Here is a 23,520-nt window from a genome sequence, read left to right as displayed (position 1 = left end):
CTCAGAGGCAGTCGCGTACCGCTTTGCGCAGGTCTCCTGATTTTGCCCAAGGCGGCCCTTGGTACAGTGATACCCGGCTGCCATTTTTCGATTTCACGATATCGACAATTTCGTCAGCCGTGATCACGCTTGGCGCAGTGATCCGGTAGCCGTTGGAAATAGACGACTGGGTCGAGCCCGATACCTCATGCTGCCAGACAGGCAACACGCACGCTGCGTATTCCTTTGGCGGCTTCTCACTGAATTTATTCAAATTGGGCTCACCCGGCACCACCGACGCCGGCAACGAACACCCTGCCAGCAACGCCAGCACAACTCCCCCGATCAACACCCGCATGATGCTTCCCTTAAGTTCTGAAAAAATGTCCTGGAAAAATTGTAGCCCGTCGTTTACCGCGCGGCCATTGGCCAGAGCGAAATCAGAGGCCGACACTGTGACCGCTTCCCCCCGGATAGTTCCGTTCGTTCAGGTAGGCCATCCACCGCTCATACGCTTCATGCTGCCATTGAGTGACCCGCTCCCATTCCGGCCCGCTCAGTTGGTGGGCGCTGACCAGTTGCATCATTTGGGTCGTGGCAGCGTCAAGATCAACGATCAGCTCGTGGGCCCGGGCCCTGAAATCATCGGTAGTGCTCATTGGAAGTCGCCCCGCTCTGCTGATAAGCCGATACATGAGTAGGACAACGCAGTTTGCCCTTCGCCTTGGTTTTCCCGACCAAAGGTGGCGCAAACCCACCTGCTGAACACAACGCCCCATGGCGTAAAGCGGTCTAAAATTTCGGAACGTGAAATCAGGAGATCATCATGTGGCTTAACGAAGCAGAACAGGAACTTCGACGCGACCTGCAAGGACTGGCGTCAGATTTGCGCTGGTCGGCGGTAGAACTTTTACGCATAGAACAGCAATTGCGCCTGAGCGGGAACGAAGCCGATGCACAAGCCATGCAGCGGCTGTGCTCGTTATTTCAGGGCGATGAAGAAAAGTTGTCCGGCTATGCCGAAGAAGTGAAAGCGAGATTGATCAGCCGCAATAAAACCCCATAGCGGGCTGTTTGTCGTGAACACCCTGTCCCGCAACCCGGTGGTCGCGGTGACACTGTAAGAGCGAGCATGCTCGCGATGGTTTTGAGAACACCGCGTTAAACGAGTAAGCACGCGTTATCGTTTAACACCATCGCGAGCAAGCTCGCTCCTGCAGCCAGCAAGTTTCAATCATCTTTGCTGGTGGTCACCGGCAGGCTTGCCGGTTCGGGCCCGGTAGCCAGGAAGCGCCGCGGCAAATGCCAGTGCCTCCTCTCTACTGCCGAATGAACCAAGCCGGTCACCCCGGGTGCATACCCGCCACGGACCATTGTTCACGCTCAGTACGTCATAACCGTTCATATGCATTTTGTTCAGCATCGGTACGCTCATCGTCTCCTCCTTTCGGCAGGGATGTCAGATTGACAGACCCACCTTACACCTACCGTTCTCGAAAATACCGACCAGACGTCGCAACATAAATTCCAAAATTAATGGCACTTTGCGGCGTATTCATCCCTCAAAATATTCCGTTGCCAGCCGAAACAGTCACTGGCCCCGATTTTGCGTTTGGATCTCCAATCCACGACAACCGGTAATCCATGAAAATACGAGCAACGGTCATTTGCGAGCAGGACCGCCATGTTCTCCTGGTGCGCAAGGCCGGAAGCCGCTGGACGCTGCCGGGGGGTAAGGTCGAGCCTGGCGAAACCGTCGCCGATGCCGCCATTCGCGAACTGCAGGAAGAAACCGGATTGCGGGTCGATGAGCTGGTGTACCTGATGGCGCTGGAATCAGGCACTACTTGCCATCATGTCTACGAAGTGTCGGTGCTGAACCTGCATCAGGTCCGCCCGCACAACGAAATCATCGATTGCATCTGGCATCCCCTGGAAACCGTGCACAACCTGAACACCAGCGACGCTACGCTCAGTATTGTCAGGGCGTTTTTGCGTCGCTTGTAGTGAGCCTCTTGCCTCAGCCCTGATCGCCACCGCCCACGGGCATGACCATGCCGGTGATGTAGGACGCTTCGTCGCTGGCCAGAAACAAAATGGCGCCTGCCTGTTCATCCAGCGTGCCGTAGCGTTTCATCAGGCTGCTGTCGAGGGTCTGGTCGACGATTTGCTGATACCAGACTTTCTCCTGGTCACTTTGCCCGGCACTGTTGCGCGGGATAATCCGCGGTGGCGCTTCGGTACCACCCGGTGCTGTGGCATTGACCCGCACGCCGCGACCAGCGGTCTCGAAGGCCAGGCAAGCAGTGAGCGCATTCACCCCGCCCTTCGCCGCACCGTAGGGCACACGGTTGACGCTGCGGGTGGCGATGGAAGAAACGTTGACGATTGCACCACTGCCCTGCTCCAGCATGAACGGTAGCGCGGCATGACAGCACCACAAGGTCGGGAATAACGAGCGGCGGACTTCGGCCTCGATCTGCGCTGCTTCATAGTGCTCGAAGGGCTTGGCCCAGATCGTGCCGCCGACGTTGTTGATCAACACATCGAGACGACCAAAATGCTCGACAGCCGTATGCATGACCCGGCGGCATTCCTCGTATTGCTCAAGGTCAGCGGTCAGGGCCAGCACCTGGCAGGTTGGTGCCAGCTGCTGCTGTACTTCGAACACCAGTTCGGAGCGATCGACCAGGATCAGCTTCGCCCCTTCGGCCACCATACGTTCGGCCACACGCCGCCCGATGCCTTGGGCAGCGCCGGTGATCAGCGCGACTTTTTCGTGAAATCTGTTCATGTGTACCTCATCGGTTAATGACGAATCCTGCGGGAGCAAGCTTGCTACGGGCGGCGTTCCGACGATGGCGGCCCCATCCACAACATTTCTGCGGAATGTTCCGGCCTCTTCGCGGGCAAGCCCGCTCCCACATTGGAGCTGCGGCGTGCGCAGAAAACGCGGTCACCGCCCATCAACTGTGGGAGCGGGCTTGCTCGCGAAAGCGCACTTACAAACCACATCAACGCTGAATGTTCCGGCCTCTTCGCGGGCAAGCCCGCTCCCACATTGGAGCTGCGGCGTGCGCAGAAAACGCGGTCACCGCCCATCAACTGTGGGAGCGGGCTTGCTCGCGAAAGCGCACTTACAAACGACATCAACGCTGAATGTTCCGGCCTCTTCGCGGGCAAGCCCGCTCCCACATTGGAGCTGCGTCGTGCGCAGAAAACGCGGTCACCGCCCATCAACTGTGGGAGCGGGCTTGCTCGCGAAAGCGCACTTACAAACGACATCAACGCTGAATGTTCCGGCCTCTTCGCGGGCAAGCCCGCTCCCACACTGGAGCTGCGTCGTGCGCAGAAACCGCGGTCACCACCCATCAACTGTGGGAGCGGGCTTGCTCGCGAAAGCGCACTTACAAACGACATCAACGCTGAATGTTCCAGGATCTTCGCGAGTACCCCCGCCCCACACTGGCTCGTTTCAAGCCGCGCTGGCGGCGAATTTCTCGTAGTAGAAGTTCGCCGGCGCAATGCCTTGCTCACGGATGAACTGGCTGACCGCCTCGACCATCGGCGGCGGGCCGCACAGGTAGACGTCGACGTCGCCATCGTGCAAATGCCCGGGCTCGATGTGCTGGGTCACATAACCCTTGAGTGGATGCCGGCTCTGGGGGCTGGCCACGCAGGCGCTGAAACTGAAGTTGGGGATGCGCGCGGCGAAGGCTTCGAGGCGGTCGAGTTGCACCAGGTCGAAGTCGTGGGTCACGCCATAGATCAGGTGCAGCGGATGCTCACTGCCCTGTTCGGCGATCTTTTCCAGCATTGCCGTGAAAGGTGCCAGCCCCGTGCCACCGGCCAGCAACAACAGCGGCCTGCGGATATCGCGCAGATAGAAGCTGCCCAGGGGGCCTGCCAGGCTCATGCTGTCGCCGGCCTTGGCCATGCCGGTGAGGAAGCTGCTCATCAGGCCGCCGGGCACGTTGCGAATCAGGAAACTGACCTCGCCGTCGCGCTGCAACGAGCTGAACGAGTAGGCGCGGGTCTGCTCGCTGCCGGGAATGCCCAGGTTCACGTATTGCCCCGGCAGGAACGCCAGCTTGCTCAACGCATCGCCCTTGATCGACAGCGCGATGGTGCTGTCGGACAACTGGCGCACCGCACTGATGGTGGCGTCGTAGCTGGCCTGACGGGTGCGGCAGACATCCGAGGACGCCGGCACTCGCACCACACAATCACTGCGGGCGCGCATCTGGCAGGTCAGGACGAAACCCTGTTCAGCTTCTTCAGGGCTGAGGGCGTCTTCGATGTAGTCCTCGCCCAGATCGTAGCGCCCGGCCTCGGCGAAACACTTGCAGGTGCCGCAGGCGCCGTCGCGGCAGTCCAGGGGAATATTGATGCCCTGGCGATAGGCGGCATCGGCCACGGTTTCGCCGGCATGGGCGTCGATGAAACGGGTGACGCCGTCTTCAAAACTGAATGCGATGGAATGAGTCATGACGGGCGCCTCACAGGTGGTAGACATCAATGACCTGGCGAACGTAGTCGTTCTTCAGGATCACTTTCTTGGCCTTGATCAACGGGTTTTCACCGCGCACATCAAGGGTGTAGAAACTGCTGCCGAAATAGCTGTCGACGGTCTTGTAGCGAAAGCTCAGGGTGTGCCAGTTGAAGCGCACCTTGCACAGCCCGTCTGCCTGTTCGAGCAGCTCGATGTTGCTGATGTTGTGGGAGGTGCGGGTGTCCGGCACGCTGGCGCTGGAGCGCTCGGTCTTGATACGGAATACGCGGTCTTCGAGGCCGGTGCGGTTGCCGTACCAGATCAGCGAGATCTCCCGCTGCGGGTCCTCGGTCAACTCATCGTTGTCGTCCCAGGATGGCATCCAGAAGGTCGCGTCCGGGGCGTACAGTTCCAGCCATTGGTCCCACTGGCGATCGTCGAGGTAGCGCGCCTCGCGGTAGAGGAAGTCGCGCACACTGTCGTAGGTGATGGTCATTGCACGGCCTCCACGGCAATCAGTGCGCACTGCTCTGCGGCCAGGGCCTTGAGCATGGTCTGCTGCCAATACTTGTGTTGCAGCACGAACAGACCTTCGTCTTCGGTACGCACACCGCTGAGCAGCGGGTGCAGGTCGATCTCTTTGGCGGCTTCGTCTGCACCGTCGATCCAGTGTTCTGCACCACGGGACATGTCGTTCCAGGTGGTGACGCTGCCCTGGTAGCTGGTCTGGCAGGAGCGAAACTCCTCCAGGTCGTCCGGCGTGGCCATGCCGCTGACGTTGAAAAAATCCTCGTACTGGCGAATGCGGCTGGAACGGGCATGGTCGCTCTCACCTTTCGGGGCGATGCAATAGATGGTGATTTCGGTGCGGTTGACCGAGATTGGCCGGGCGATACGGATCTGCGAGCTGAACTGGTCCATCAGGTACACGTTGGGATACAGGCACAGGTTGCGCGAGTTCTCGATCATCCAGTCGGCGCGGGCCTTGCCGAAGTCCTGGGCCAGCTCGTCGCGACGTTCGTACAGCGGGCGGTCTTCGGGGTTGGCCCAACGGGTCCAGAGCAGCATGTGGCCCTTGTCGAAGGAGTAGAATCCACCACCCTGCTTGGCCCAGCTACCGGCGCTCATGGTCGGGTTGCTGTCACCAGCCTCGCGTTGCTTGCGCTGGTTTTGCGTGGCCGCATAGTTCCAGTGCACGGAGCTGACGTGATAGCCGTCGGCGCCGTTCTCGGCGGTGAGCTTCCAGTTGCCTTCGTAGATGTAGCTGGAGGATCCGCGCAGCACTTCCAGACCGTCGGCGGACTGGTCGACGATCATGTCGATGATCTTCGCCGACTCGCCCAAGTGCTCGACCAGCGGCAAGACGTCGGCCTTCAGGCTGCCAAACAGGAAACCGCGATAGGACTCGAAACGCGCGACCCGAGTCAGGTCGTGGGAGCCTTCGCAGTTGAAACTCGCCGGGTAACCCGCCTGGGCCGGGTCCTTGACCTTGAGCAGTTTGCCGGAGTTGTTGAAGGTCCAGCCGTGGAACGGGCAGGTGTACGAGCTCTTGTTGCCGGACTTGTGCCGGCACAGGGTTGCGCCGCGATGGCTGCACGCGTTGATGAAAGCGTTGAGCACACCCTCCTTGTTGCGCGCGATGAAGATCGACTGGCGCCCCATGGTGGTGGTGTAGAAATCGTTGATGTTGGGGATCTGGCTTTCGTGGGCCAGATAGAGCCAGTTGCCTTCGAAGATGTGTTGCATCTCCAGATCGAACAGGCGCGGGTCGGTGAACATCTCGCGCTTGCAGCGATAGATGCCTTGTTCGGGATCGTCTTCAAGCAGGGAATGAAGATATTCGGGTCGCAGGGTCATGGCCGCCGCCTCCATTGTTATTGTTCAGGCAGGGGTCATGCTAGGACGGGGCAATGAGGGGGAGTATCCGCGGGGTGCAGACCTTTATCCGTTTTGTGCAGGGGGTTGGCGTTGAGTCAGTGCAACATCAATGTTGAATGTGCCGGCCTCTTCGCGAGCAGGCCCGCTCCCACATTGGTTTTTCTGTGGGCCACGGATCTTTAATACACCAACGCGAGTATGTGGGAGCGGGCTTGCTCGCGAAGGCGTCGATTCAGACAACATCAAAAGTAATGCATGACAACGGTTGTCAGTGCCGACGCTTGAGGGTATCGGACGGCAACTCGCCGAACTGTTTGCGGTAGCTGTCGGAGAAGCGGCCCAGGTGCAGGAAGCCGTAGTCCATCGCCACTTCAGTGACGTTGCGCACGTTGCAGGTCGGGTCGCTGAGGCAGGCGTGGATGCGTTCCAGGCGTTTGTGGCGCAGGTAGTTTTTCGGCGTCAGGCCGGCATTGCGCTCGAACAGGCCATACAACGAGCGCAGGCTCATGCTGGCCTGGCGCGCCAGTTCTTCGCTGTCGATGTCCTGCTTGAGATTACACGCGATGTAGTCGGCAAGCGCTTGGAAAGTCGAGGCCTGTGAACCGGGACTGAAACGGCTGACATTGGTTTTCATCAGGCTGAGCATCTTGCTGACGATGATTTGCGTGTAGTGCTCCTGCACCCTGGGGATCTGTTCGGCAGCCTCGGCTTCCTGGCAGATCATTGCCAGCAGGTTGACGAAGCCTTCCAGTTCATTGAGCTGGTAGCGGTTCTCGAGGAACCTCACGCCCTGCCCCGGATAATGCCAGCGCTGCTCGTCGCAGACGGCTTCGAACAAGTGCGTGGGGACTTTGAGGATGAATTTTTCGCAATCGTCGGAGTACGTCAGGTCCACCGGATCGTCGGGGTTGATCAACAGCAGCTCACCGGGGGCGAAGTAATGCTCCTGGCCGTGCCCGCGCCACAGGCAGTTGCCACGCAGCAGCACCTGCAGGTGATAGATGTTCTCCAGCGCGCCCGAAGTCACCCGCACACTGGCGCCGTAGCTGATGCGGCACAGATCGAGGCTGGCGAACTTGCGATGGTCGAGACTGGCCAGCGGCCGTCCCGTACGGGGCATGAGAATGCAGTGATTGCCGACGTGCTGATTGACATAGCCGGACACCGCGTAGGGGTCGGCATGGTCGAATACTCTGCTGCGCTGACTCAATAGTTGCGCTTGCATCATCGGGTCACTCTCGTTGTTGTTATAGGTTGCGTCGGTCCATTCTAGAGCCGAAACACCTGTAGGAGCGAGCCTGCTCGCGATGGACTTGAGAACGCCGCGGGGCATCAGGCTCCCGGCGTCATCGTTGACGTCCATCGCGAGCAGGCTCGCTCCTACAGGAGTCGGGGGTGATCAGTCCTCGAGTGCGCGGACCCGTTCGTGGCGTTGCTGTTCTTCAGGCTGGCCGGTGGACTGCAGGGTGAAGTCGAACTCGATTTCGGCAAACCGACCGCTCACGCCGTGGGCTGCTGCACGCTGTTGATCATCGCTGAAGGTGATTTTGGCGATCAGCTCGTCACGGGTAGCGTAGGCAAAGTCGTCGTGCAGGTACTGGTCACCATCCAGGTTGATCTGGGTGGTCAGATGGCGATGGTCCGCTGCCGAAATGAAGAAGTGCACGTGCGCCGGACGCTGGCCGTGACGGCCCAGTTGATCGAGCAGTTGCTGGGTCGGACCGTCCGGTGGGCAGCCGTAGCCCGACGGCACGATGCTGCGAAAACGATAACGGCCTTCGGCGTCGGTGACGATACGGCGACGCAGGTTGAATTCCGATTGGGTGGGATCGAAGTACGAGTAGGTACCACCGGTGTTGGCGTGCCACACGTCTACCACGGCGCCAGCCAGCGGTTCGCCAGCGGTGTTGAACACGCGGCCTTGCATGAACAGCGTCACACCCGGATCGACGCCGTCATCCAGACGTGCTTCGCCTTGGGACAGCGGTGCACCGGCCACGTACAGCGGGCCTTCGATAGTACGCGGGGTGCCGCCGGATTTGCCGGCCTGCTCGTCTTCAGCGTCCATCAGCAGGTCGAGGTAATGTTCCAGGCCCAGCCCGGCCACCACCAGGCCCGCCTCCTGACGTGCACCCAGCACGTTGAGGTAGTTCACGGCTTTCCAGAATTCTTCCGGGGTCACGGCCAGGTCTTCGATGATATTCACCGAATCACGCAGGATGCGGTAGACCAGGGCCTTGGTGCGTGGGCTGCCGGCGTCGTTGTGCAGGCCGCTGGCCTCTTCGAGAAATTTCTGGACTTCGGCAGTGTGGGAAATCTTTACGTTCATCAGGGGTTCCTCATCTTGTAATTATTGGCGTATCGAGCTGAACAGGCCAGGTTCAGCGGTCATCGTCACGGATGGAAGAAGGATGCCGGCACAGGGCGTCGATCTCGATGGCCATGTACGGAAACAGTGGCAATTGCATCAGCAGGTCGTGCAACTCCTGAACGCTGTCGACATCGAACACGCTGTAGTTGGCATAGTGCCCGGCGATGCGCCACAGGTGGCGCCACTTGCCCTGCTCTTGCAGGCGCTGGGCAAGGGCTTTTTCGTCGGCCTTCAGTTTGGCCGCCGCTTCAGGATTCATATCGACCGGCAGGTTCACGGTCATTTTTACGTGGAACAGCATAATGCTCTCCTCAGGCTTGATGAATGGCAGTGGATGTTTTGTCGCGGCGGAAAAACGCCAGGCGCTCTTCATCCAGGTTCAGGCCCAGACCCGGTGTTGTCGGCACGTGCAGTTCAAAATCGCGATACACCAGCGGTTCACTGAGAATGTCTTCGGTCAGCAGCAGCGGGCCGAACAGTTCGGTGTCCCAGGCCAGTTTGTTCAGGGTGACAAAGGCATGGGCCGAGGCCATGGTGCCGATCCCGCCTTCAAGCATGGTGCCGCCGTACAGGCCGATACCGGCCGCCTCGGCGATGGCGGCGGTGCGCAGTACCGCGCGCGGGCCACCGTTCTTGGCGATCTTCAGGGCGAACACCGACGCTGCACCTTCACGGGCCAGGTTGAACGCATCTTCCACGCACTCGATGGACTCGTCGGCCATGATCGGTGCCGGGCTCATGGCATTCAGGCGCGCCATGCCGCTGCGGTTGTTGCGCGAGATCGGCTGTTCGATCAGGTCGATGCCGTTGGTGCCGAGGATCCGGCAGGCCCGCAGTGCAACCGCTTCGTCCCACGCCTGATTGACGTCGACCCGCACGCTGGCACGATCGCCCAGGGCTTTCTTGATCGCAATGACGTGGGCCAGGTCGCGGTTGACTTCACCGGCACCGATTTTCAGTTTGAAGATACGGTGGCGGCGCAGCTCGAGCATTTTTTCCGCTTCGGCGATGTCCTTTGCGGTATCGCCGCTGGCCAGGGTCCAGGCCACGGGCAGCGCATCACGCACGCGGCCACCCAGCAATTCGCTGACCGGCAGGCCAAGGCGCTTGCCCTGGGCGTCGAGCAACGCGGTTTCAATGCCGGATTTGGCGAAGGTATTGCCACGGATACTGCGCTCCAGACGCAACATGGCGGCGTTGACGTTGCCGCTGTCCTGGCCGAGCAGTAATGGCGTGAAGTGCGTGTCGATGTTGGTCTTGATGCTGTCCGGGCTCTCGTTGCCATAGGCCAGGCCACCGATGGTGGTGGATTCACCGATGCCTTCGATGCCGTCGGCGCAACGCACGCGAATGATCACCAGGGTCTGGTTCTGCATGGTGTGCATCGCCAACTTGTGCGGGCGGATGGTCGGCAGATCGACGATGATCGTCTCGATCGATTCAATGGCAGTTGCAAGCATTTCGATACCCGTCAGGTTCTTGAAGTTCTGGAATCGATTCTCGTACGGCTTTTTTCGCGAAGCCAATATAGAATTGGTCTGACTCAATACCTTAAAGGTATGCAACTGATCGAGCAGCGGAGGCACCATGGAACTGCGTCACCTGCGGTATTTTCAGGTATTGGCCCAAACCCTCAACTTCACCCGCGCCGCCGAACTGCTGCACATCGCCCAGCCGCCGCTGAGCCGGCAGATCCAGCAACTTGAAGATGAACTCGGGGTCGTGCTGCTTGAACGGGGGCGGCCGTTGAAGCTGACCGACGCCGGACGGTTTTTCCATGAACACTCCACTGCCCTGCTCGAACAACTGAGCAAGGTCTGCGACAACACGCGGCGCATCGGCCAGGGAGAAAAAACCTGGCTGGGCATCGGTTTTGCGCCGTCGACACTGTATGGCGTGCTGCCGGAACTGATTCGTCGCCTGCGCAGTGGCGAGCCTTTGGAGCTGGAGCTGGGGCTCTCGGAAATGACCACGCTGCAGCAGGTGCAGGCGCTCAAGGCTGGACGCATCGATATCGGCTTCGGGCGAATCCGCATCGACGATCCGGCGATCGTCCAGACCGTCCTGACCGAAGACCGCCTGGTGGCCGCCCTGCCTGCCGGTCATCCCTTGCTCGCTGGACCCATCAGCTTGCGCGACCTGGCCAAAGAGCCCTTTGTGCTCTACCCCGGCAACCCGCGACCCAGCTACGCCGACCACGTGATCGCGCTGTTCGAGTCCTATGGGGTGAGCATCCATGTGGCGCAGTGGACCAACGAGTTGCAAACGGCGATCGGGCTGGTGGGAGCAGGCATTGGCGTCACCCTGGTTCCGGCTTCAGTGCAATTGCTGCACCGCGACGACATTGGTTTCACGCCGTTGCTGGAAGACAACGCGACCTCGCCGATCATCCTCAGCCGACGGGTGGGTGATGTGTCACCAGGTTTGAATCATTGCTTGCGGATGATCGATGAACTGCTGCCCCGCGACTGATGGCACCTGCCCGAGGTAAAGCGCTGACCTATCCGGCAAACGCCCGGCGCCCGGCGCTCATCTCGGTGCGCAACTCACCCACGAAGTCGGAGATGGCGCGCACACTGGTCAGTTGCTCTATCGAAACGCCGTCGAGCAACAACTCGACCCGCCCGGTAACAGCGTCAAATACCTCGATTCGCAGGAGTCCGTGGCTTTCCGTGCACTCACAGGACAGCGGCTGAAAACCTGACTCGACGATACTGCAAAGGACTGAAATCGGGATCATGGCCGGTGCCTCGGGCGGTGACAGGTCAATCTTGATCCGTTTCAGAATAGATACACTTTGGGTTTTTTGCGCCAGTGATCATTGGCAATTAGTGTTAGCTGCCTCGCATTTCCAAGGTTTTTCAATGGGCGTTGCGGCCCCAGATCCAGTTCCACAGCCCTGGCAACTGCACCGGTTGTGAAGCATCGCGCACGGTGCGTGCCAATGCCGCCCGCAACAAGGCGTCCCGATCGTCGTAAAAAGGCTTGTCTGCGATTTTCACGCCGCTGGCCCGGGCACTGTCGAGGAGTATCTGCAGGTACTCGCGGGTATGCCGGGCGGTATAGCGGTTGAGGTCGTGAAAGGTCACGACTACCGGAATCACCCCGTCGACCACCGGCAGTTCGCCTCGGGCAATGCGCTCGCGTACTTCAGACATCGAGCGCAGCATGTGCGAGCGCCTGCGGGGGCTGGCATTGAAGCCCCAGATCTTGCCGTCATTGGCACTCAAGTCGGTCAGTAACACGTGCAGGCCATGCTGCTGATAGGCGGCGAAGGTGCGTTTGTCGTAGTTCCAGAATGGCGGGCGCAGCAGCACCGCAGGCGTACCGCTGATCGCCGCGATGTCGGCGCAGCCTTCGGTGAGGGCCTGCTCCAGTTCCTGCGGGTCGAGGGAGCGATGATTGGTATGACCGGGTGTGGCAGTGTGGAAACCCAGAATGTGCCCTTCGGCCTGTTCGCGACGCATGATGCCCTGCCCGATTTCACTGCCCCCGGCCCGGGACGCGCGGGTCTGCACGAAGAACACGGCCTTGATGTCCGGTTGCAGCGGATTGCGCGCCAGGCTGTCGAGCACGGTCTCGGTCGGATTCCACCAACTCGAGGCGCTGGGACCGTCATCGAAGGTCAGCAAAAAGCGGATCGGTGGTTGTGCGCGCAAACGCTGTTCGGTCTGCGGCGTCATTTCAATGGGGGCCGCGATACAACCCAGCAGTCCGGCTGCCATCACGCTCGCGATTAAAAACTTGTACAACTTATTCATGTTTTGCCTTGGGCCAGACCTGATGCTCGACAGCAAAAAAAATCTTTGCCGGTTCATCCGTTGTAGACCCGCATTGCCTGCGGGCGCAGGTTGGATAAGGTACACGGGGTTTTGTTCCGGTGCTTGCCCTGTAAGTGGGAGGGGTGCCGATTTTAGCCCATGCAACTAAGCTCAAAACTCCGGTCGGTGTTTCATAACAAGGGTGTCAGGCAATGTGCGGACGACTCTCGCAATATCGGGGCATCCACGATTTCGTCGCGGCGCTGAGCATCCCCGATGCAATGATCAACCACATCGGTAATGAACCGTTGGCGCGCTACAACGCCGCGCCCACCATGCAACTTGCCCTGCTGCACGTGGAGAACGAGCGCCTGCACGCCGACTCAGTGCGCTGGGGCTGGCGACCGCATTGGGCGAAAGATCGTGCAGCGCCGATCAATGCCCGGGTCGAGAAAGTGGCCCACGGGCCCTACTTCAAGGCGATCTGGCCACACCGCGCGATCTGCCCGGTCGATAACTGGTTTGAGTGGGTCGATGCCGGCGATGCCACAAAGCAGCCCTGGCTGATCCGGCGGCGAGACAAGGGACCCGTGTTCTGTGCCGCGATCGGTCAGTTCCCGCTCGATGGTTTACCGCCACGGGAGCACGATGGCTTCGTCATCATCACCGCTGACAGCGCTGGTGGCCTGCTTGATGTGCATGACCGGCGGCCAGTGGTGCTGTCGGCTGAACTGGCGCGCGAATGGCTCGATCCTGCGACGTCAAGTGAGCGCGCCGAGCAAATGCTGCTGTTCCAGGGCGAGGCGAGCGAGGTGTTCGAGTGGTATCAGGTCGACAAGGCGATTGGCAACGTCCGGAACCAGGGCCCGGCGCTGATCGAGCGAACAGTCGCTTGAACAATCAACCAGAACGCCAAAGCAGTCATAAATAACAACTTGCATTAAAGGTTTAGTACATACCAGTCACAACTAGTGTTTCGCCCGGTTAACACTCATTTTTGCGGCATTAACCGCTTGTCAGACTCTGTCGTGGCAATAGATACATTTACAAAAACTACAGCTAGCATTCGCGCCGCATTTCCGACAACCAGGTGACCGAAGAGTCAGCGACCAAGGAAATCCTATAACAACAAGCCTTGCAGAGAAAAACTCAATTGCGCGACGATTTTACAAATAATCAAGCCGCGAGTCTGGCCTATGCCTATCTCACAAAGACAGAACATTACCAACTCGACTGCTTTATCGGGCAATACATCAAAACCCGCAATCTTCGATCCATTCCCGGGATCAATGAAATCCTCGCTTCAACCCTTGAAACCTACCCTGGTAAACCGCCGGTAATGGTCAATGAGTTGAATGCCTGGATCGACAAGACCCTGGGGTATCGTGCAACCCACCCCGAATTTCCAGAGTGCCTGGAGCAAGGGTGATCAATATCGACACGCCTTGTGGCAAGGGGGCAAGCCGCCTCGCCACAAGTGTGTGACCCTGCTTAAGTGAACAGCGATTACGCTCGATGAGGGGCTTTGTCGTTTTTCAGGCGCTCAGAACTTACGGTCCGGTTCTGACAACTCAGTCCCGTCGTCTGGATGTTTCCAGTCCGGTACCGAACGCTTCTGCCGTTCGATCTCTTCTTGCGTAGGTTCGTCCGCGTCCTCTTCCGGATCGGAATGTTTGGGCTCGTTGGCCATGTTCACCTCTCTTGCTAAAAGGGATCTGTCTTGCCTTCAAGCGTAGAACAGTTTCCCGCCCCCGGTTCAAAGCCACCAGCGCAGCAAAAAGAAAAACCCCATGCTTAACAACATGCTGAGCAAAGTGTTGCGGGTATAAAGCACTAACCCCACAGCCACCAGCGAGCTGATCAGGTAAGGGTTGTCCCATTGCAGGTTAAGTTGTTTTTCCGGCATGAACACGATCGGCCCGCAGATCGCGGTGAGCATGCCCGGCACGGCAAAACCGAGAAACTGCCGGGCATTGCTGCTCAGGCGCAGTGGCAACCTGGGTTCGAGGAACACATAGCGGTTGAGAAACACCAACACGCCCATGCCGATAATCACTGCCCAAACCATCATGCGCGTCCACCCTGGAATTTGTTGCAGATAAAACCCGCGGTCATGCCCGCCAACCCTGAGAGCACCAGGGCCGACCCCCATTGCCAATAGCTGAACAGCACCGAGCAGAACAGCGAAACCGCCACACAGATCACCGTCGGTACGTTGCGTACCACCGGGGTAATCAGGGCGATGAAAGTTGCCGCGATGGAGAAGTCCAGGCCCAGGTGTTCAAGGCCTGGAATGCTGCTGCCGAGCACGATGCCGGCCAGGGTAAAAAGATTCCAGGCGATGTAGAACGTCAGGCCGACGCCCAGGGCGTACCAGCGGTTGAACTGTTGCTTGTCATGTTGGCTGGTCAAGGCGAACAGTTCATCGGTGAGCAAGAACCCCAGCCCTGCGCGCCAGCGGCCCGGCAGCGGCGAAATGACCGAGCGCAGGCTCATCCCGTAGAGCAAGTGCTGGGAGGTCAGCAGCAAGGTGGTCAGCAGAATCGAAAAGATCCCGGCCCCGCCCTTGAGCATGCCGATGGCCACCAGTTGCGCGGCCCCGGCAAACACGATACTGGACAAGCCCTGACCTTGCAGGGGCGTGAGATTGGCCTCGATGGCCATGGAACCGGCCAGCAGCCCCCAGGGCGCGGTGGCCAGGGACAGCGGCATGATCGCCACGGCACCGCGAAGAAACGCAGTGCGCGGCAGATGTAATTCGGACATAGCATTCTACATACAGGGAAAAAAGCCAGACTGTGCCAGCAGTCGCGGCCAAACGCATGCACATTCTTGCGAAATTTGCCTCGACGATCCGGCCTCCAAGACTGTGCCATTCATCGGCTGCCCGCTTGAAACACTGCGGTGGTAGCAACATGATGGCGCTGCACTTTTCTTCGAGGCCAGGTATTTCATGAGCTCAATCGAAACGGATAGCGACGTCTACAAAACCCTGCTCGAATCAACCCAGGCGATTCCTTGGCGCATCGACTGGAAAACCATGACATTCAGCTACATCGGGCCGCAGATCGAGCAATTGCTGGGCTGGAAGCAGGACAGTTGGGCCTCGGTCAACGACTGGGTCGAACGCATGCACCCTGATGATCGCAATTATGTCGTCGACTTCTGCGTTTCCCAGTCCCGGGCGGGAGTCGATCACGAAGCCGACTACCGGGCGCTGACGGACAAAGGCGAATACGTGTGGATTCGCGACGTGGTGCACGTGCTGCGCAAGGATGGTGAGGTTGAGGCACTGGTGGGCTTCATGTTCGACATCAGTGAGCGCAAGAAAACCGAAGAGCATTTGCTGCGCCTGCAAAAGCAACTTGAAGAATATTCCTTCCAGGATGGCCTGACCGGTATCGCCAACCGACGCATGTTCGACACCGTGCTGGAACGCGAGTGGAACGCCGCACAGCGCACCGGTTCGGCCCTCTCGTTGCTGATGCTGGATATCGATTATTTCAAGCAATACAACGACCATTACGGCCACATCAAGGGTGACGAATGCCTGCGCCAGGTGGCGCAAACCCTGTCGCTGGCAGCCAATCGGCCACGGGATTTCATCGCCCGTATCGGCGGCGAAGAATTCGTCTGGCTGCTCCCGGAAACCGATGCCGAGTCCGCCAGGCTGGTGGCCCACAAATGCCTGCACCTGATTCGCCAGCAGCAGATCCCCCATGAGTTTTCTGCGGTGTCGAACCTGCTGAGCGTCAGCCTGGGAGTCGGCACCACCACGGCCTCGATGCATGCCACACCGCTGGAGTTCATCGAGCAGGTCGACCAGTTGCTCTACAAGGCCAAACACAACGGGCGGATGCGCGCCGAGTTTACTGATTTTCGTGAATGAGCCGCCCGCGTACCATGGACTGACTGGCAGGTTACCTCAGGTACCGACATGCTCTACCGACTCGCCGCCGATGGGCTGGTGCTGTTCCATTTGTTGTTCATTGTGTTCGTGCTGTTTGGCGGGCTGCTGGCACTGAAATGGCGGTCAGTGCCGTACTGGCATGTGCCTGCGGCGGCCTGGGGCATGGCGGTGGAGTTCTTTCACCTGCCCTGCCCGCTGACGGACTGGGAAAACAACATGCGCCATGGGGCCGAACAGACCGGTTACGCAGGTGGGTTCATCGAGCATTACGTCTGGCCGGTGATCTACCCGACGGGGCTGACGCCGAGCATGCAGCTTGGCCTGGGGGCTGTGGTGCTGATGATAAACGGGGTGGTTTATCTTTGGTTGTTCCAGCGGATGAAGCTGCGCCGAATGCGCTGACTCGGCAGGCCCATCCTTTGTAGGCGCTGGCTCGTCAGGGATTAGCCTGGACCTTGCATCGAACACTCGGGCGCCATCGCCGGCAGGCCAGCTCCCACAAAGGTTGGCGTGAGCGGCCCGGTTGGTGCAGGGCGGGGTCTGCAGGCCCTGTCGTCAGTTGGCAATCACACTCATATTGCGTCCGCTGGCCTTGGCCACATACAGCGCCTTGTCCGCCGCACCGATCAGGTCCTCGGGCCGCAGCTCCGAGTTCGGTTCACAGGCGCACACACCCAGGCTGACGGTGACAATGCCTTCGGGGCTTTCGCCGTGGGCAATGGCCACCTGCATCACCGCGCGACGGATTTTTTCCGCCACCAGAAACGCCCCGACGTAATCGGTGCCGGGCAGCACCACGGCAAATTCTTCGCCACCGTAGCGCGCCGCCAGATCTGTGGGACGCTTGATGTTGTCGGTGATGATCGCACTGATGTTGCGCAGACACTCGTCACCCGCCAGGTGACCCTGGTGGTCGTTAAAAGCCTTGAAATGATCGACATCGATCATCAGCAGCGCGAGGCCTGCCTGGTTGCGATGGGCGCGACCCAGTTCCGCCTCGATAAACACATCGAACTGGCGCCGGTTGGCCAAGCCCGTGAGGGCATCATTGAGCGCCAGCCGCTCGAGATTGCGATTGACTTCCAGTAGTTGCTCCTGGGTGTCGAGCAACTCGACTTGAACCAGATTCTGCTGCCTCATCAGGTTGATCAGTCGATAACCCAGCATGCCCACAAAGGTCAGCAACAACGCGACGATGCCTGCGCTGAGCAGGGCCTGCTTGCGCCAGCCATCCAGAGATTCCTCCTTGTTGATCGCGACGAATACGATCAGCGGATAGTTCTCGACCCGGCGATACCCCACCACCCGTTCGACCCCGTCGAGGATCGACTTTATCGTCGCCGTCCCGGCGTCAGCCTTGGGCAGCAATTGGAGAAACAAAGGGCTCTTGGCAAGGCTGGTGCCGATCTCCGCCTCATTGAACGGACGGCGTATGACGATGGTGGCGTCGTCGGCGATCAGGTTGATCACGCCGTTACGGCCGATATCGATGCTGTCGTAGAGCTGCAGGAAATGGCTGAGGTAAATGGTGGCCAGCGCCACCCCGGCAAAACTGCCATCGGGATGATTGACCCGGCGCGACACCGTCATGACCCACTCGCCGCTGGAACGACTCTTGATCGTTGGCCCGATGTGCGGCCCACGCCCGGGATTATCGCGGTGGTAGATAAAGTACTCGCGGTCGGAGTTGTTCAGACCGGTCTGTTCGGCGCCGTTGGAGTTGGCGACCCATTGCCCTTTTTCGTCCAGCACGAACAGGCCATGGAGCTGGCTGAGTTCACCGCGCTCGGCGGCGAGCAAACGTGGCAGGCGGACCGGATCGACACCGTCATGCTCCAGGCGGTCGACCAGGGCAAACAGCAACGTATCCGCCTGCTTGATCGTCGCCTGAGCCTGTGAGGCCAGGGTCTGCGCAAGGTTGGACATCGCCACTTCCTTGTCATGCAGATGGTACTGGCGCGCGGTCCAGGCTTCCCAGATCAGGATAGCCGTCATCGAAAGGCAAACCGCGACCAACAGGCTCACCGCAGAACGGATCTTGAGCCGGTTCACGCCAGAGCGGAGTGTGTCAATTTGATCGATGATCGCCGGCTGCCCCATGGTTGGTCCCTGAAGTTCTGTTACCGCGATGTTCGCTTGAGCGCTTCCAGCCAGGCCGGATCCAGGCGCGTCTGCTGCGTGTCGATGCCCAGCGCTTGCATCCGCGCCTTGTGCTGGTCCATTTCACGGATCAACTGGCTGTGGTCGCTGGAGTTGCCGTCCAGTTCATGCATCTGATTCAAGCCCAGATGATAGAACCGTAGCACCTTAACGGCGATCGGATCGCCGGCCTCCACAGCGCTGGTCACATGATGCATCACATTGGTAACACTCATCAGGCTGCGCTTGAGCTGCCAGTTGTACACCGCCGGCGCCATCCATGCCTGCGTCCAGAACACTTTGCGCATCAATGCCGCCATCACCAGCACCGCCACAAACACGCCACCGACGTTGAATCGCAGGTTGTCACCCCCGGGTTCGCCGAACAAGGCCACGGCGGCGGTCGACAGGAACATGGCCAGGGCCAGAAAGATCAGGGCAATAATCACTGTGCTGCGCCGTGTCTGTTGCCGATAGGTGTCGGCGTTCATCGGCTGGATTTCGAACATTACGTCGGGATTCCTTGGGTCGTAGACAAAAAGACTGCGGGGGCATTATCGCCTCTGCGGGGGATTTAGCTATGCTGGGGCTCCTTTTCATCCTTTCATCGTCAAAGGGAGGACGTGGCGAGACCCCGCAGTTCGTGCCATCTTCTTTCATGGATACATACTATTCGGGTGTCATTCGCTGGTTTTGCGCGAATGCCATCGTTTTAAGGATCATTGAATGACCCAACGACAAGTAATCAACGCCTCGGTCAGCCCTAAAGGCAGCCTGGAAACACTGTCCCAACGCGAAGTCCAGCAACTGAGCGAAGCCGGTTCCGGCAGCACCTACGACATCTTCCGCCAATGCGCCCTGGCCATCCTCAACACCGGCGCCCACGTCGACAACGCCAAAACCATCCTTGAAGCCTACAAAGACTTTGAAATCCGCATCCACCAGCAAGACCGCGGCGTACGCCTGGAACTGCTGAACGCCCCGGCCGACGCCTTCGTCGACGGCGAAATGATCGCCAGCACCCGGGAAATGCTGTTCAGCGCCTTGCGTGACATCGTCTACACCGAAAACGAACTCGACAGCCAGCGCATCGACCTGAGCACCTCCCAGGGCATCAGTGACTACGTTTTCCACCTGCTGCGCAACGCCCGCACCCTGCGCCCCGGTGTCGAGCCGAAGATCGTGGTGTGCTGGGGCGGCCACTCGATCAACACCGAAGAATACAAATACACCAAGAAAGTCGGCCACGAACTGGGCCTGCGCAGCCTGGACATCTGCACCGGTTGCGGCCCCGGCGTGATGAAAGGCCCGATGAAAGGCGCCACCATCGCCCATGCCAAGCAGCGCATCCACGGTGGTCGCTACCTGGGCCTGACGGAACCTGGGATCATCGCCGCCGAAGCGCCAAACCCGATCGTCAACGAACTGGTGATCCTGCCGGACATCGAAAAGCGCCTGGAAGCCTTCGTGCGCGTCGGCCACGGCATCATCATTTTCCCGGGCGGCGCCGGCACGGCCGAAGAGTTCCTGTACCTGCTCGGCATCCTGATGCACCCGGACAATCAGGGCCTGCCCTTCCCGGTCATTCTCACCGGGCCTAAACATGCCGCGCCGTACCTGGAACAGCTTGACGCGTTCGTCGGCGCCACCCTGGGCGATGGCGCCAAGCAGCACTACCAGATCATCATCGACAACCCGACCGAAGTCGCCCGCCAGATGACCCAGGGCCTCAAGGAGGTCAAGCAATTCCGCCGCGAGCGCGCCGACGCCTTCCACTTCAACTGGCTGTTGAAAATCGACGAAGGCTTCCAGCGCCCGTTCGATCCGACCCACGAGAACATGGCCAACCTGAAACTGAGCCGTGACCTGCCCGCCCACGAACTGGCCGCCAACCTGCGCCGCGCGTTCTCCGGCATCGTCGCCGGCAACGTCAAGGACAAGGGCATCCGCCTGATCGAGGAACACGGGCCGTATCAGATCCGTGGGGATGCCGCGATCATGCAGCCGCTGGATCAGCTGCTTAAGGCATTTGTGGCCCAGCATCGGATGAAATTGCCGGGTGGCGCGGCGTATGTGCCGTGTTATCGGGTGGTTGCGTAAACCCACAAAGGGATGAGCTTTACCGTCGCGAGCCGCAGTGAAAACTGCGGTTCGCGGCACTCTATGGAGAGAAAAAATGCGCCAACGCAATTCCGCCAGGCTACTGGTGATCAACCCTGCGAAACAGGTTTTGCTGTTTCACTTCCAGCATAAAGGCGATGCCCTCGACGGCCGTGACTATTGGGCCACACCCGGTGGCGGTCTTGAACAAGACGAAACCTATGAGGCGGCAGCGATCCGGGAACTGTTTGAAGAGACCGGTTTGCGCTTCGCGGATGTGGGCGTCAGCGTTGCCCAGCGCAGCTTCGAGATGATGCTGCCCAGTGGCGAAACCGTACTCTCCGTTGAGCGCTATTTCGTGGTTCATACCAACGGCGAGAAACTGTCCCGAGCGGGATGGACGACCGATGAAGCGCGGGTGATGGCGGATCATAAATGGTGGTCGGTGAATGAGTTGCGGGAAACGGGCGAAACGGTTTGGCCGGAGAGGTTGATCGAGATGCTGGAAAGCTCTGCCTGTAGGAGCGAGCAGGCTCGCGATGGCGGTTAACGATGACGTGGGCATTCTGGATGCCCGCAGCGCTCTCGGGTTTTTCGCGAGCGTGCTCGCTCCTACAGGGGGACGGGGCTGTTCGCAGATTTTGTGGGTGGCACAGATCAACTGTAGGAGCGAGCAGGCTCGCGATGATGGTTAACGATGACGCGGACATTCTGACTACGCGCGGCGTCCTTGAACGCCTCGCTAACTAGCTCGCTCCTACAGCGAATCAATGCACCTGACCGCTGGCCGATTTTCCTTGGCGAACCAGAATTTCATTGTCCTTGCTGATGGTTTGCTCGATGTTGTAACCGATAAGGCCAATCACTTGACCCTCTTTTGAATACGTCACCTCGACATAACCCCCGCCAACATAATTCACGCGATAAATACGCATTCCATTCACAGTGCGCATCGCAAACGACTCAATTTCGGATAAATCCTCGATCCCTACTGATTTGGGGATCAAATTCTCGATCCTGATATTTCCCCCGTCTTGCCGGTACACTATTGACCCATCGGGGTGAGTGACTTTTATGCCACCCTCTACCTTCTCCACCACGCTGCCACAGACTTGGGCACTGAGGACATTACCTTCCTGGTCCACTTGAACATAGCAATCGTCTGTTGTCGTTTCCGCTCCTTGTGGGTCGGCCTCAAACTCTTCGTTTATTTTGCCTGTTTTAAGTTTGGTCATTGTGCTGCTCCTTGCAGATGCCGGAATTGGCATTGATTTGTCAGGCTCTTGCTACCGACCAACCGCCGAGCGCCTCGACTGATCATCGGATCAGAAATGCTCAGGCTTCGCCGAACAATATCCATTCGATGTTTTCCTCTGCGACGGTAATACGATCGGCGAGCAGGAAACGGCTATGGCTACGCCGGACGTTCAATGTCGGCATGATTTCGCCTTTCTCGAAACGTCGGATCTCGTCGACGATGCCTTCCGCTTTCCAATAGCCGGATTGCGGGCAGGCTTGACCGCTGTTGCAGGTCAGCTTGCGGTAAGGCTCCCGGATGAAATCGGGAGATGCTGGTAGCGGTCGACCGGAAGTGGGGTCGAGGAGTTTGGCCTTGGCCAGTTGCTGGATCAGCGCTTCGCTGGGCTTTTCTGGCGGGACGTTTGCGAGGCGCTCTTCGAGCCATTGCAGCTTGCCGTCCCAGGCTGGGAGTTTGGCCGGTGGCAGCGGGAGGATTTCGTTAATTTCGGGGACTTTGGGGTTGGCATAGGAGTAGCCAGAGAGCACTTTCCAGATTTTTTCGTAGCGTTCGGCGCGTTCCAGATCTTCCTTTTGACCGAGGTAGTGCAATTCATTTGTAGGTTCTGGACCGCGAAATCCCTCCTCCATAAAACCGGCTGAAGTCTCATCTCCAGCCGCCACTCCGAGCTGGAATGCTTCGAGCGCTTCTTGATACTGCCCCTTGGTTTGAAGATGGACGCCTAATTCTGTAGCCGCTTCGCCGTGGCCCTGTTCGGCAGCGCATCTGCGCATCTGCCGGGCAATAGAGGGGGCAATGCTCTTTGGCGCTAACTTGTTACCCACATCGTACTGGGCCTGGGCATTGCCTTGATCGGCAGCTTTACGAAAGTAACGTAATGCCATCTCCGGATCCTGCTTGAGGCCGGCCGAACCCTGCTGAAGAAAGATCCCCACAAAGTAGTAACCTGTGGCCACACCAGCATCCATCAGTTTTTGACTCAAGCGCAGATGTTCGGCGCCACGCAACTGGAACCGTTGGCGCATCGACCCGTTTTGCAGGTTGATGTTGGCTTTGTAATGAGCATTTTCGGCGGCAATCCGATACAACCGCTCGATTTCGACATCGACAGTTTTGTCCGGTATGAGCTGATTGTTTTTCTGCAACCAGCGGGCGTAGTGGAACAGCACGTCGGTTTCAGCACTGGCTTCCGGGATATTTTCGTGGGCACAGGTGAAGGCCAGATTGGCTTTGATTTCCGTCAGAGGTTTCACATGAGGATCCTTCTTCAGATAGTTAAAGGTGCTGCGGCTATCGCAAGCCGCCAACAGCAGGCAGGTGAGCAAGAGAAAACGGCGCATCAGTCGAGGTCCCACAGCTTGGCCTTGCCGTAGAAAAATTCGACGAGGGGGGCGTAGGGCGCTGCCTCGCCGTTTTGATGCTCTTTGTTTTTTTTGATGATCCCCTGCCAAGCCTTGAATGCCTTGCCCGCATCCTCCTGCCCCCCCCTCCCATCCGTATGCAGATCCCACAACCGCCGCCGCATTGCCTGGGTCACACTCATCCACTCATGGGCAATATTCAGCTCACTGTCCACCTGCATGCTGCGGGTATTGATGTTGGCCGAGCCATGGGTGGTGAACACGTCATCGA

29 protein-coding genes and 1 pseudogene are annotated in these 23,520 nt (G+C 59.1%); 9 read left to right on the top strand and 21 right to left on the bottom strand.

The genetic code is table 11. From position 1 onward, the window contains the following. Position 1: 1 nt before the first annotated feature. Both KW839_RS06595 and KW839_RS06590 read right to left on the bottom strand, forming a co-directional pair. Positions 2–337, bottom strand: coding sequence for a hypothetical protein (locus KW839_RS06595; protein ID WP_060541795.1), 336 nt, complete (start codon positions 335–337; stop codon positions 2–4). Between the two features lie 82 nt (positions 338–419). Further along, the gene (locus tag KW839_RS06590) at positions 420–638 is read right to left on the bottom strand and encodes a hypothetical protein (RefSeq protein WP_060541796.1); all 219 of its coding nucleotides are present in this window, start codon (positions 636–638) and stop codon (positions 420–422) included. A gap of 167 nt (positions 639–805) precedes the next feature. Between KW839_RS06590 and KW839_RS06585 the strand changes: the two genes are divergently transcribed. Further along, positions 806–1,045, top strand: a complete 240-nt coding sequence (locus tag KW839_RS06585) for a hypothetical protein (RefSeq protein WP_060541767.1) — start codon at positions 806–808, stop codon at positions 1,043–1,045. Between the two features lie 168 nt (positions 1,046–1,213). On the opposite strand, the gene KW839_RS06580 is transcribed toward KW839_RS06585, so the two are convergent. After that, the gene (locus tag KW839_RS06580) at positions 1,214–1,414 is read right to left on the bottom strand and encodes a hypothetical protein (protein WP_060541768.1); all 201 of its coding nucleotides are present in this window, start codon (positions 1,412–1,414) and stop codon (positions 1,214–1,216) included. A gap of 209 nt (positions 1,415–1,623) precedes the next feature. Here KW839_RS06580 and KW839_RS06575 point away from each other — a divergent pair, with 209 nt between their 5' ends. Further along, a complete protein-coding gene (locus tag KW839_RS06575) occupies positions 1,624–1,986 on the top strand; it encodes an NUDIX hydrolase (protein ID WP_218423773.1) in 363 nt (120 codons plus the stop codon). A 13-nt stretch (positions 1,987–1,999) separates the two neighbouring features. Here the strand turns inward: KW839_RS06575 and KW839_RS06570 are convergent, their stop codons facing one another. From KW839_RS06570 to KW839_RS06535, 8 genes are all read right to left on the bottom strand, one after another. Continuing rightward, a complete protein-coding gene (locus KW839_RS06570) occupies positions 2,000–2,773 on the bottom strand; it encodes a 1,6-dihydroxycyclohexa-2,4-diene-1-carboxylate dehydrogenase (RefSeq protein WP_218423772.1) in 774 nt (257 codons plus the stop codon). 681 nt (positions 2,774–3,454) lie between these two features. Then, the gene (gene benC, locus KW839_RS06565) at positions 3,455–4,468 is read right to left on the bottom strand and encodes a benzoate 1,2-dioxygenase electron transfer component BenC (RefSeq protein WP_218423771.1); all 1,014 of its coding nucleotides are present in this window, start codon (positions 4,466–4,468) and stop codon (positions 3,455–3,457) included. Positions 4,469–4,478: 10 nt separating this feature from the next. Further along, positions 4,479–4,967 (bottom strand): benzoate 1,2-dioxygenase small subunit, encoded by a 489-nt coding sequence (gene benB, locus KW839_RS06560; protein ID WP_060541772.1) that lies wholly within the window; start codon positions 4,965–4,967, stop codon positions 4,479–4,481. Next, positions 4,964–6,328 (bottom strand): benzoate 1,2-dioxygenase large subunit, encoded by a 1,365-nt coding sequence (benA, locus tag KW839_RS06555; protein ID WP_218423770.1) that lies wholly within the window; start codon positions 6,326–6,328, stop codon positions 4,964–4,966. Before benA ends, benB begins: the two co-directional genes overlap by 4 nt. 289 nt (positions 6,329–6,617) lie before the next feature. Next, positions 6,618–7,577: an AraC family transcriptional regulator gene (locus KW839_RS06550; RefSeq protein WP_305733658.1), complete on the bottom strand. Its 960-nt coding sequence runs from the start codon at positions 7,575–7,577 to the stop codon at positions 6,618–6,620. A gap of 171 nt (positions 7,578–7,748) precedes the next feature. Further along, a complete protein-coding gene (gene catA, locus KW839_RS06545; RefSeq protein ID WP_218423769.1) occupies positions 7,749–8,678 on the bottom strand; it encodes a catechol 1,2-dioxygenase in 930 nt (309 codons plus the stop codon). Between the two features lie 52 nt (positions 8,679–8,730). Beyond that, complete coding sequence (gene catC, locus KW839_RS06540) at positions 8,731–9,021, bottom strand: muconolactone Delta-isomerase (protein ID WP_060541777.1); 291 nt, start codon at positions 9,019–9,021, stop codon at positions 8,731–8,733. A 10-nt stretch (positions 9,022–9,031) separates the two neighbouring features. Continuing rightward, complete coding sequence (locus tag KW839_RS06535) at positions 9,032–10,180, bottom strand: muconate cycloisomerase family protein (protein ID WP_218424096.1); 1,149 nt, start codon at positions 10,178–10,180, stop codon at positions 9,032–9,034. A 127-nt stretch (positions 10,181–10,307) separates the two neighbouring features. Here KW839_RS06535 and KW839_RS06530 point away from each other — a divergent pair, with 127 nt between their 5' ends. Further along, the gene (locus tag KW839_RS06530) at positions 10,308–11,192 is read left to right on the top strand and encodes a LysR family transcriptional regulator (protein WP_060541778.1); all 885 of its coding nucleotides are present in this window, start codon (positions 10,308–10,310) and stop codon (positions 11,190–11,192) included. Between the two features lie 28 nt (positions 11,193–11,220). Here KW839_RS06530 and KW839_RS06525 read toward each other — a convergent pair whose 3' ends face one another. After that, positions 11,221–11,460, bottom strand: a complete 240-nt coding sequence (locus KW839_RS06525) for a DUF1652 domain-containing protein (protein WP_218423768.1) — start codon at positions 11,458–11,460, stop codon at positions 11,221–11,223. 121 nt (positions 11,461–11,581) lie between these two features. Further along, the gene (locus KW839_RS06520; RefSeq protein WP_218423767.1) at positions 11,582–12,481 is read right to left on the bottom strand and encodes a polysaccharide deacetylase family protein; all 900 of its coding nucleotides are present in this window, start codon (positions 12,479–12,481) and stop codon (positions 11,582–11,584) included. Positions 12,482–12,693: 212 nt separating this feature from the next. On the opposite strand from KW839_RS06520, the gene KW839_RS06515 reads away from it, so the two are divergent. Then, positions 12,694–13,377 carry an SOS response-associated peptidase family protein gene (locus tag KW839_RS06515; protein ID WP_060541781.1) on the top strand — a complete coding sequence of 228 codons (684 nt, stop codon included), beginning with the start codon at positions 12,694–12,696 and terminating at the stop codon, positions 13,375–13,377. 257 nt (positions 13,378–13,634) lie between these two features. After that, positions 13,635–13,910 carry a hypothetical protein gene (locus tag KW839_RS06510; protein ID WP_060541798.1) on the top strand — a complete coding sequence of 92 codons (276 nt, stop codon included), beginning with the start codon at positions 13,635–13,637 and terminating at the stop codon, positions 13,908–13,910. Between the two features lie 114 nt (positions 13,911–14,024). Here KW839_RS06510 and KW839_RS06505 read toward each other — a convergent pair whose 3' ends face one another. The 3 genes from KW839_RS06505 to KW839_RS06495 all read right to left on the bottom strand — a co-directional run bounded on the left by KW839_RS06505 (position 14,025) and on the right by KW839_RS06495 (position 15,247). Beyond that, the gene (locus KW839_RS06505) at positions 14,025–14,171 is read right to left on the bottom strand and encodes a hypothetical protein (protein ID WP_177336970.1); all 147 of its coding nucleotides are present in this window, start codon (positions 14,169–14,171) and stop codon (positions 14,025–14,027) included. A gap of 66 nt (positions 14,172–14,237) precedes the next feature. After that, the gene (locus KW839_RS06500) at positions 14,238–14,549 is read right to left on the bottom strand and encodes an AzlD domain-containing protein (RefSeq protein WP_165557448.1); all 312 of its coding nucleotides are present in this window, start codon (positions 14,547–14,549) and stop codon (positions 14,238–14,240) included. Then, on the bottom strand, positions 14,549–15,247 hold the full coding sequence (locus KW839_RS06495) for an AzlC family ABC transporter permease (RefSeq protein ID WP_060541783.1): 699 nt from the start codon (positions 15,245–15,247) through the stop codon (positions 14,549–14,551). The genes KW839_RS06500 and KW839_RS06495 overlap by 1 nt, the downstream gene beginning before the upstream one ends. A gap of 187 nt (positions 15,248–15,434) precedes the next feature. Here KW839_RS06495 and KW839_RS06490 point away from each other — a divergent pair, with 187 nt between their 5' ends. After that, the gene (locus KW839_RS06490; RefSeq protein ID WP_218423766.1) at positions 15,435–16,370 is read left to right on the top strand and encodes a sensor domain-containing diguanylate cyclase; all 936 of its coding nucleotides are present in this window, start codon (positions 15,435–15,437) and stop codon (positions 16,368–16,370) included. 48 nt (positions 16,371–16,418) lie between these two features. Beyond that, a complete protein-coding gene (locus KW839_RS06485; RefSeq protein ID WP_218423765.1) occupies positions 16,419–16,793 on the top strand; it encodes a DUF2784 domain-containing protein in 375 nt (124 codons plus the stop codon). A gap of 153 nt (positions 16,794–16,946) precedes the next feature. Here KW839_RS06485 and KW839_RS06480 read toward each other — a convergent pair whose 3' ends face one another. Continuing rightward, a complete protein-coding gene (locus tag KW839_RS06480) occupies positions 16,947–18,491 on the bottom strand; it encodes a diguanylate cyclase (RefSeq protein ID WP_218423764.1) in 1,545 nt (514 codons plus the stop codon). A gap of 20 nt (positions 18,492–18,511) precedes the next feature. Beyond that, positions 18,512–19,039 carry a DUF3087 family protein gene (locus KW839_RS06475; protein WP_060541787.1) on the bottom strand — a complete coding sequence of 176 codons (528 nt, stop codon included), beginning with the start codon at positions 19,037–19,039 and terminating at the stop codon, positions 18,512–18,514. A gap of 217 nt (positions 19,040–19,256) precedes the next feature. On the opposite strand from KW839_RS06475, the gene ppnN reads away from it, so the two are divergent. Together ppnN and KW839_RS06465 are read left to right on the top strand one after the other, a co-directional pair. Next, positions 19,257–20,630 carry a nucleotide 5'-monophosphate nucleosidase PpnN gene (gene ppnN, locus KW839_RS06470; protein ID WP_060541788.1) on the top strand — a complete coding sequence of 458 codons (1,374 nt, stop codon included), beginning with the start codon at positions 19,257–19,259 and terminating at the stop codon, positions 20,628–20,630. Positions 20,631–20,706: 76 nt separating this feature from the next. Continuing rightward, the gene (locus KW839_RS06465) at positions 20,707–21,180 is read left to right on the top strand and encodes an NUDIX hydrolase (protein WP_218423763.1); all 474 of its coding nucleotides are present in this window, start codon (positions 20,707–20,709) and stop codon (positions 21,178–21,180) included. A gap of 217 nt (positions 21,181–21,397) precedes the next feature. Here the strand turns inward: KW839_RS06465 and KW839_RS06460 are convergent, their stop codons facing one another. The 3 genes and pseudogenes from KW839_RS06460 to KW839_RS06450 form a co-directional block, all read right to left on the bottom strand. Then, entirely contained in the window at positions 21,398–21,865 is a 468-nt protein-coding gene (locus KW839_RS06460) for a hypothetical protein (RefSeq protein WP_218423762.1), read from the bottom strand. Positions 21,866–21,965: 100 nt separating this feature from the next. Next, positions 21,966–23,228, bottom strand: coding sequence for a sel1 repeat family protein (locus KW839_RS06455; protein WP_218423761.1), 1,263 nt, complete (start codon positions 23,226–23,228; stop codon positions 21,966–21,968). Next, positions 23,228–23,520 (bottom strand): annotated as a pseudogene (locus KW839_RS06450) (phospholipase); the annotation flags it as partial. The pseudogene KW839_RS06450 and the gene KW839_RS06455, both read right to left, overlap by 1 nt.

The sequence above is a fragment of the Pseudomonas sp. PDM31 genome (assembly GCF_019218965.1).
Classification (GTDB): domain Bacteria; phylum Pseudomonadota; class Gammaproteobacteria; order Pseudomonadales; family Pseudomonadaceae; genus Aquipseudomonas.
Note: the sequence above shows the minus strand (reverse complement) of the source record. Positions and strands in the feature narration are given on the sequence as shown.

What these genes read in the sequence shown, in the direction of transcription:
- KW839_RS06595 (WP_060541795.1), bottom strand. Translation starts at nt 337, where the DNA reads ATGCGGGTGTTGATCGGGGGAGTTGTGCTGGCGTTGCTGGCAGGGTGT.
- KW839_RS06590 (WP_060541796.1), bottom strand. Translation starts at nt 638, where the DNA reads ATGAGCACTACCGATGATTTCAGGGCCCGGGCCCACGAGCTGATCGTT.
- KW839_RS06585 (WP_060541767.1), top strand. Translation starts at nt 806, where the DNA reads ATGTGGCTTAACGAAGCAGAACAGGAACTTCGACGCGACCTGCAAGGA.
- KW839_RS06580 (WP_060541768.1), bottom strand. Translation starts at nt 1,414, where the DNA reads ATGAGCGTACCGATGCTGAACAAAATGCATATGAACGGTTATGACGTA.
- KW839_RS06575 (WP_218423773.1), top strand. Translation starts at nt 1,624, where the DNA reads ATGAAAATACGAGCAACGGTCATTTGCGAGCAGGACCGCCATGTTCTC.
- KW839_RS06570 (WP_218423772.1), bottom strand. Translation starts at nt 2,773, where the DNA reads ATGAACAGATTTCACGAAAAAGTCGCGCTGATCACCGGCGCTGCCCAA.
- benC (WP_218423771.1), bottom strand. Translation starts at nt 4,468, where the DNA reads ATGACTCATTCCATCGCATTCAGTTTTGAAGACGGCGTCACCCGTTTC.
- benB (WP_060541772.1), bottom strand. Translation starts at nt 4,967, where the DNA reads ATGACCATCACCTACGACAGTGTGCGCGACTTCCTCTACCGCGAGGCG.
- benA (WP_218423770.1), bottom strand. Translation starts at nt 6,328, where the DNA reads ATGACCCTGCGACCCGAATATCTTCATTCCCTGCTTGAAGACGATCCC.
- KW839_RS06550 (WP_305733658.1), bottom strand. Translation starts at nt 7,577, where the DNA reads ATGATGCAAGCGCAACTATTGAGTCAGCGCAGCAGAGTATTCGACCAT.
- catA (WP_218423769.1), bottom strand. Translation starts at nt 8,678, where the DNA reads ATGAACGTAAAGATTTCCCACACTGCCGAAGTCCAGAAATTTCTCGAA.
- catC (WP_060541777.1), bottom strand. Translation starts at nt 9,021, where the DNA reads ATGCTGTTCCACGTAAAAATGACCGTGAACCTGCCGGTCGATATGAAT.
- KW839_RS06535 (WP_218424096.1), bottom strand. Translation starts at nt 10,180, where the DNA reads ATGCTTGCAACTGCCATTGAATCGATCGAGACGATCATCGTCGATCTG.
- KW839_RS06530 (WP_060541778.1), top strand. Translation starts at nt 10,308, where the DNA reads ATGGAACTGCGTCACCTGCGGTATTTTCAGGTATTGGCCCAAACCCTC.
- KW839_RS06525 (WP_218423768.1), bottom strand. Translation starts at nt 11,460, where the DNA reads ATGATCCCGATTTCAGTCCTTTGCAGTATCGTCGAGTCAGGTTTTCAG.
- KW839_RS06520 (WP_218423767.1), bottom strand. Translation starts at nt 12,481, where the DNA reads ATGAATAAGTTGTACAAGTTTTTAATCGCGAGCGTGATGGCAGCCGGA.
- KW839_RS06515 (WP_060541781.1), top strand. Translation starts at nt 12,694, where the DNA reads ATGTGCGGACGACTCTCGCAATATCGGGGCATCCACGATTTCGTCGCG.
- KW839_RS06505 (WP_177336970.1), bottom strand. Translation starts at nt 14,171, where the DNA reads ATGGCCAACGAGCCCAAACATTCCGATCCGGAAGAGGACGCGGACGAA.
- KW839_RS06500 (WP_165557448.1), bottom strand. Translation starts at nt 14,549, where the DNA reads ATGGTTTGGGCAGTGATTATCGGCATGGGCGTGTTGGTGTTTCTCAAC.
- KW839_RS06495 (WP_060541783.1), bottom strand. Translation starts at nt 15,247, where the DNA reads ATGTCCGAATTACATCTGCCGCGCACTGCGTTTCTTCGCGGTGCCGTG.
- KW839_RS06490 (WP_218423766.1), top strand. Translation starts at nt 15,435, where the DNA reads ATGAGCTCAATCGAAACGGATAGCGACGTCTACAAAACCCTGCTCGAA.
- KW839_RS06485 (WP_218423765.1), top strand. Translation starts at nt 16,419, where the DNA reads ATGCTCTACCGACTCGCCGCCGATGGGCTGGTGCTGTTCCATTTGTTG.
- KW839_RS06480 (WP_218423764.1), bottom strand. Translation starts at nt 18,491, where the DNA reads ATGGGGCAGCCGGCGATCATCGATCAAATTGACACACTCCGCTCTGGC.
- KW839_RS06475 (WP_060541787.1), bottom strand. Translation starts at nt 19,039, where the DNA reads ATGTTCGAAATCCAGCCGATGAACGCCGACACCTATCGGCAACAGACA.
- ppnN (WP_060541788.1), top strand. Translation starts at nt 19,257, where the DNA reads ATGACCCAACGACAAGTAATCAACGCCTCGGTCAGCCCTAAAGGCAGC.
- KW839_RS06465 (WP_218423763.1), top strand. Translation starts at nt 20,707, where the DNA reads ATGCGCCAACGCAATTCCGCCAGGCTACTGGTGATCAACCCTGCGAAA.
- KW839_RS06460 (WP_218423762.1), bottom strand. Translation starts at nt 21,865, where the DNA reads ATGACCAAACTTAAAACAGGCAAAATAAACGAAGAGTTTGAGGCCGAC.
- KW839_RS06455 (WP_218423761.1), bottom strand. Translation starts at nt 23,228, where the DNA reads ATGCGCCGTTTTCTCTTGCTCACCTGCCTGCTGTTGGCGGCTTGCGAT.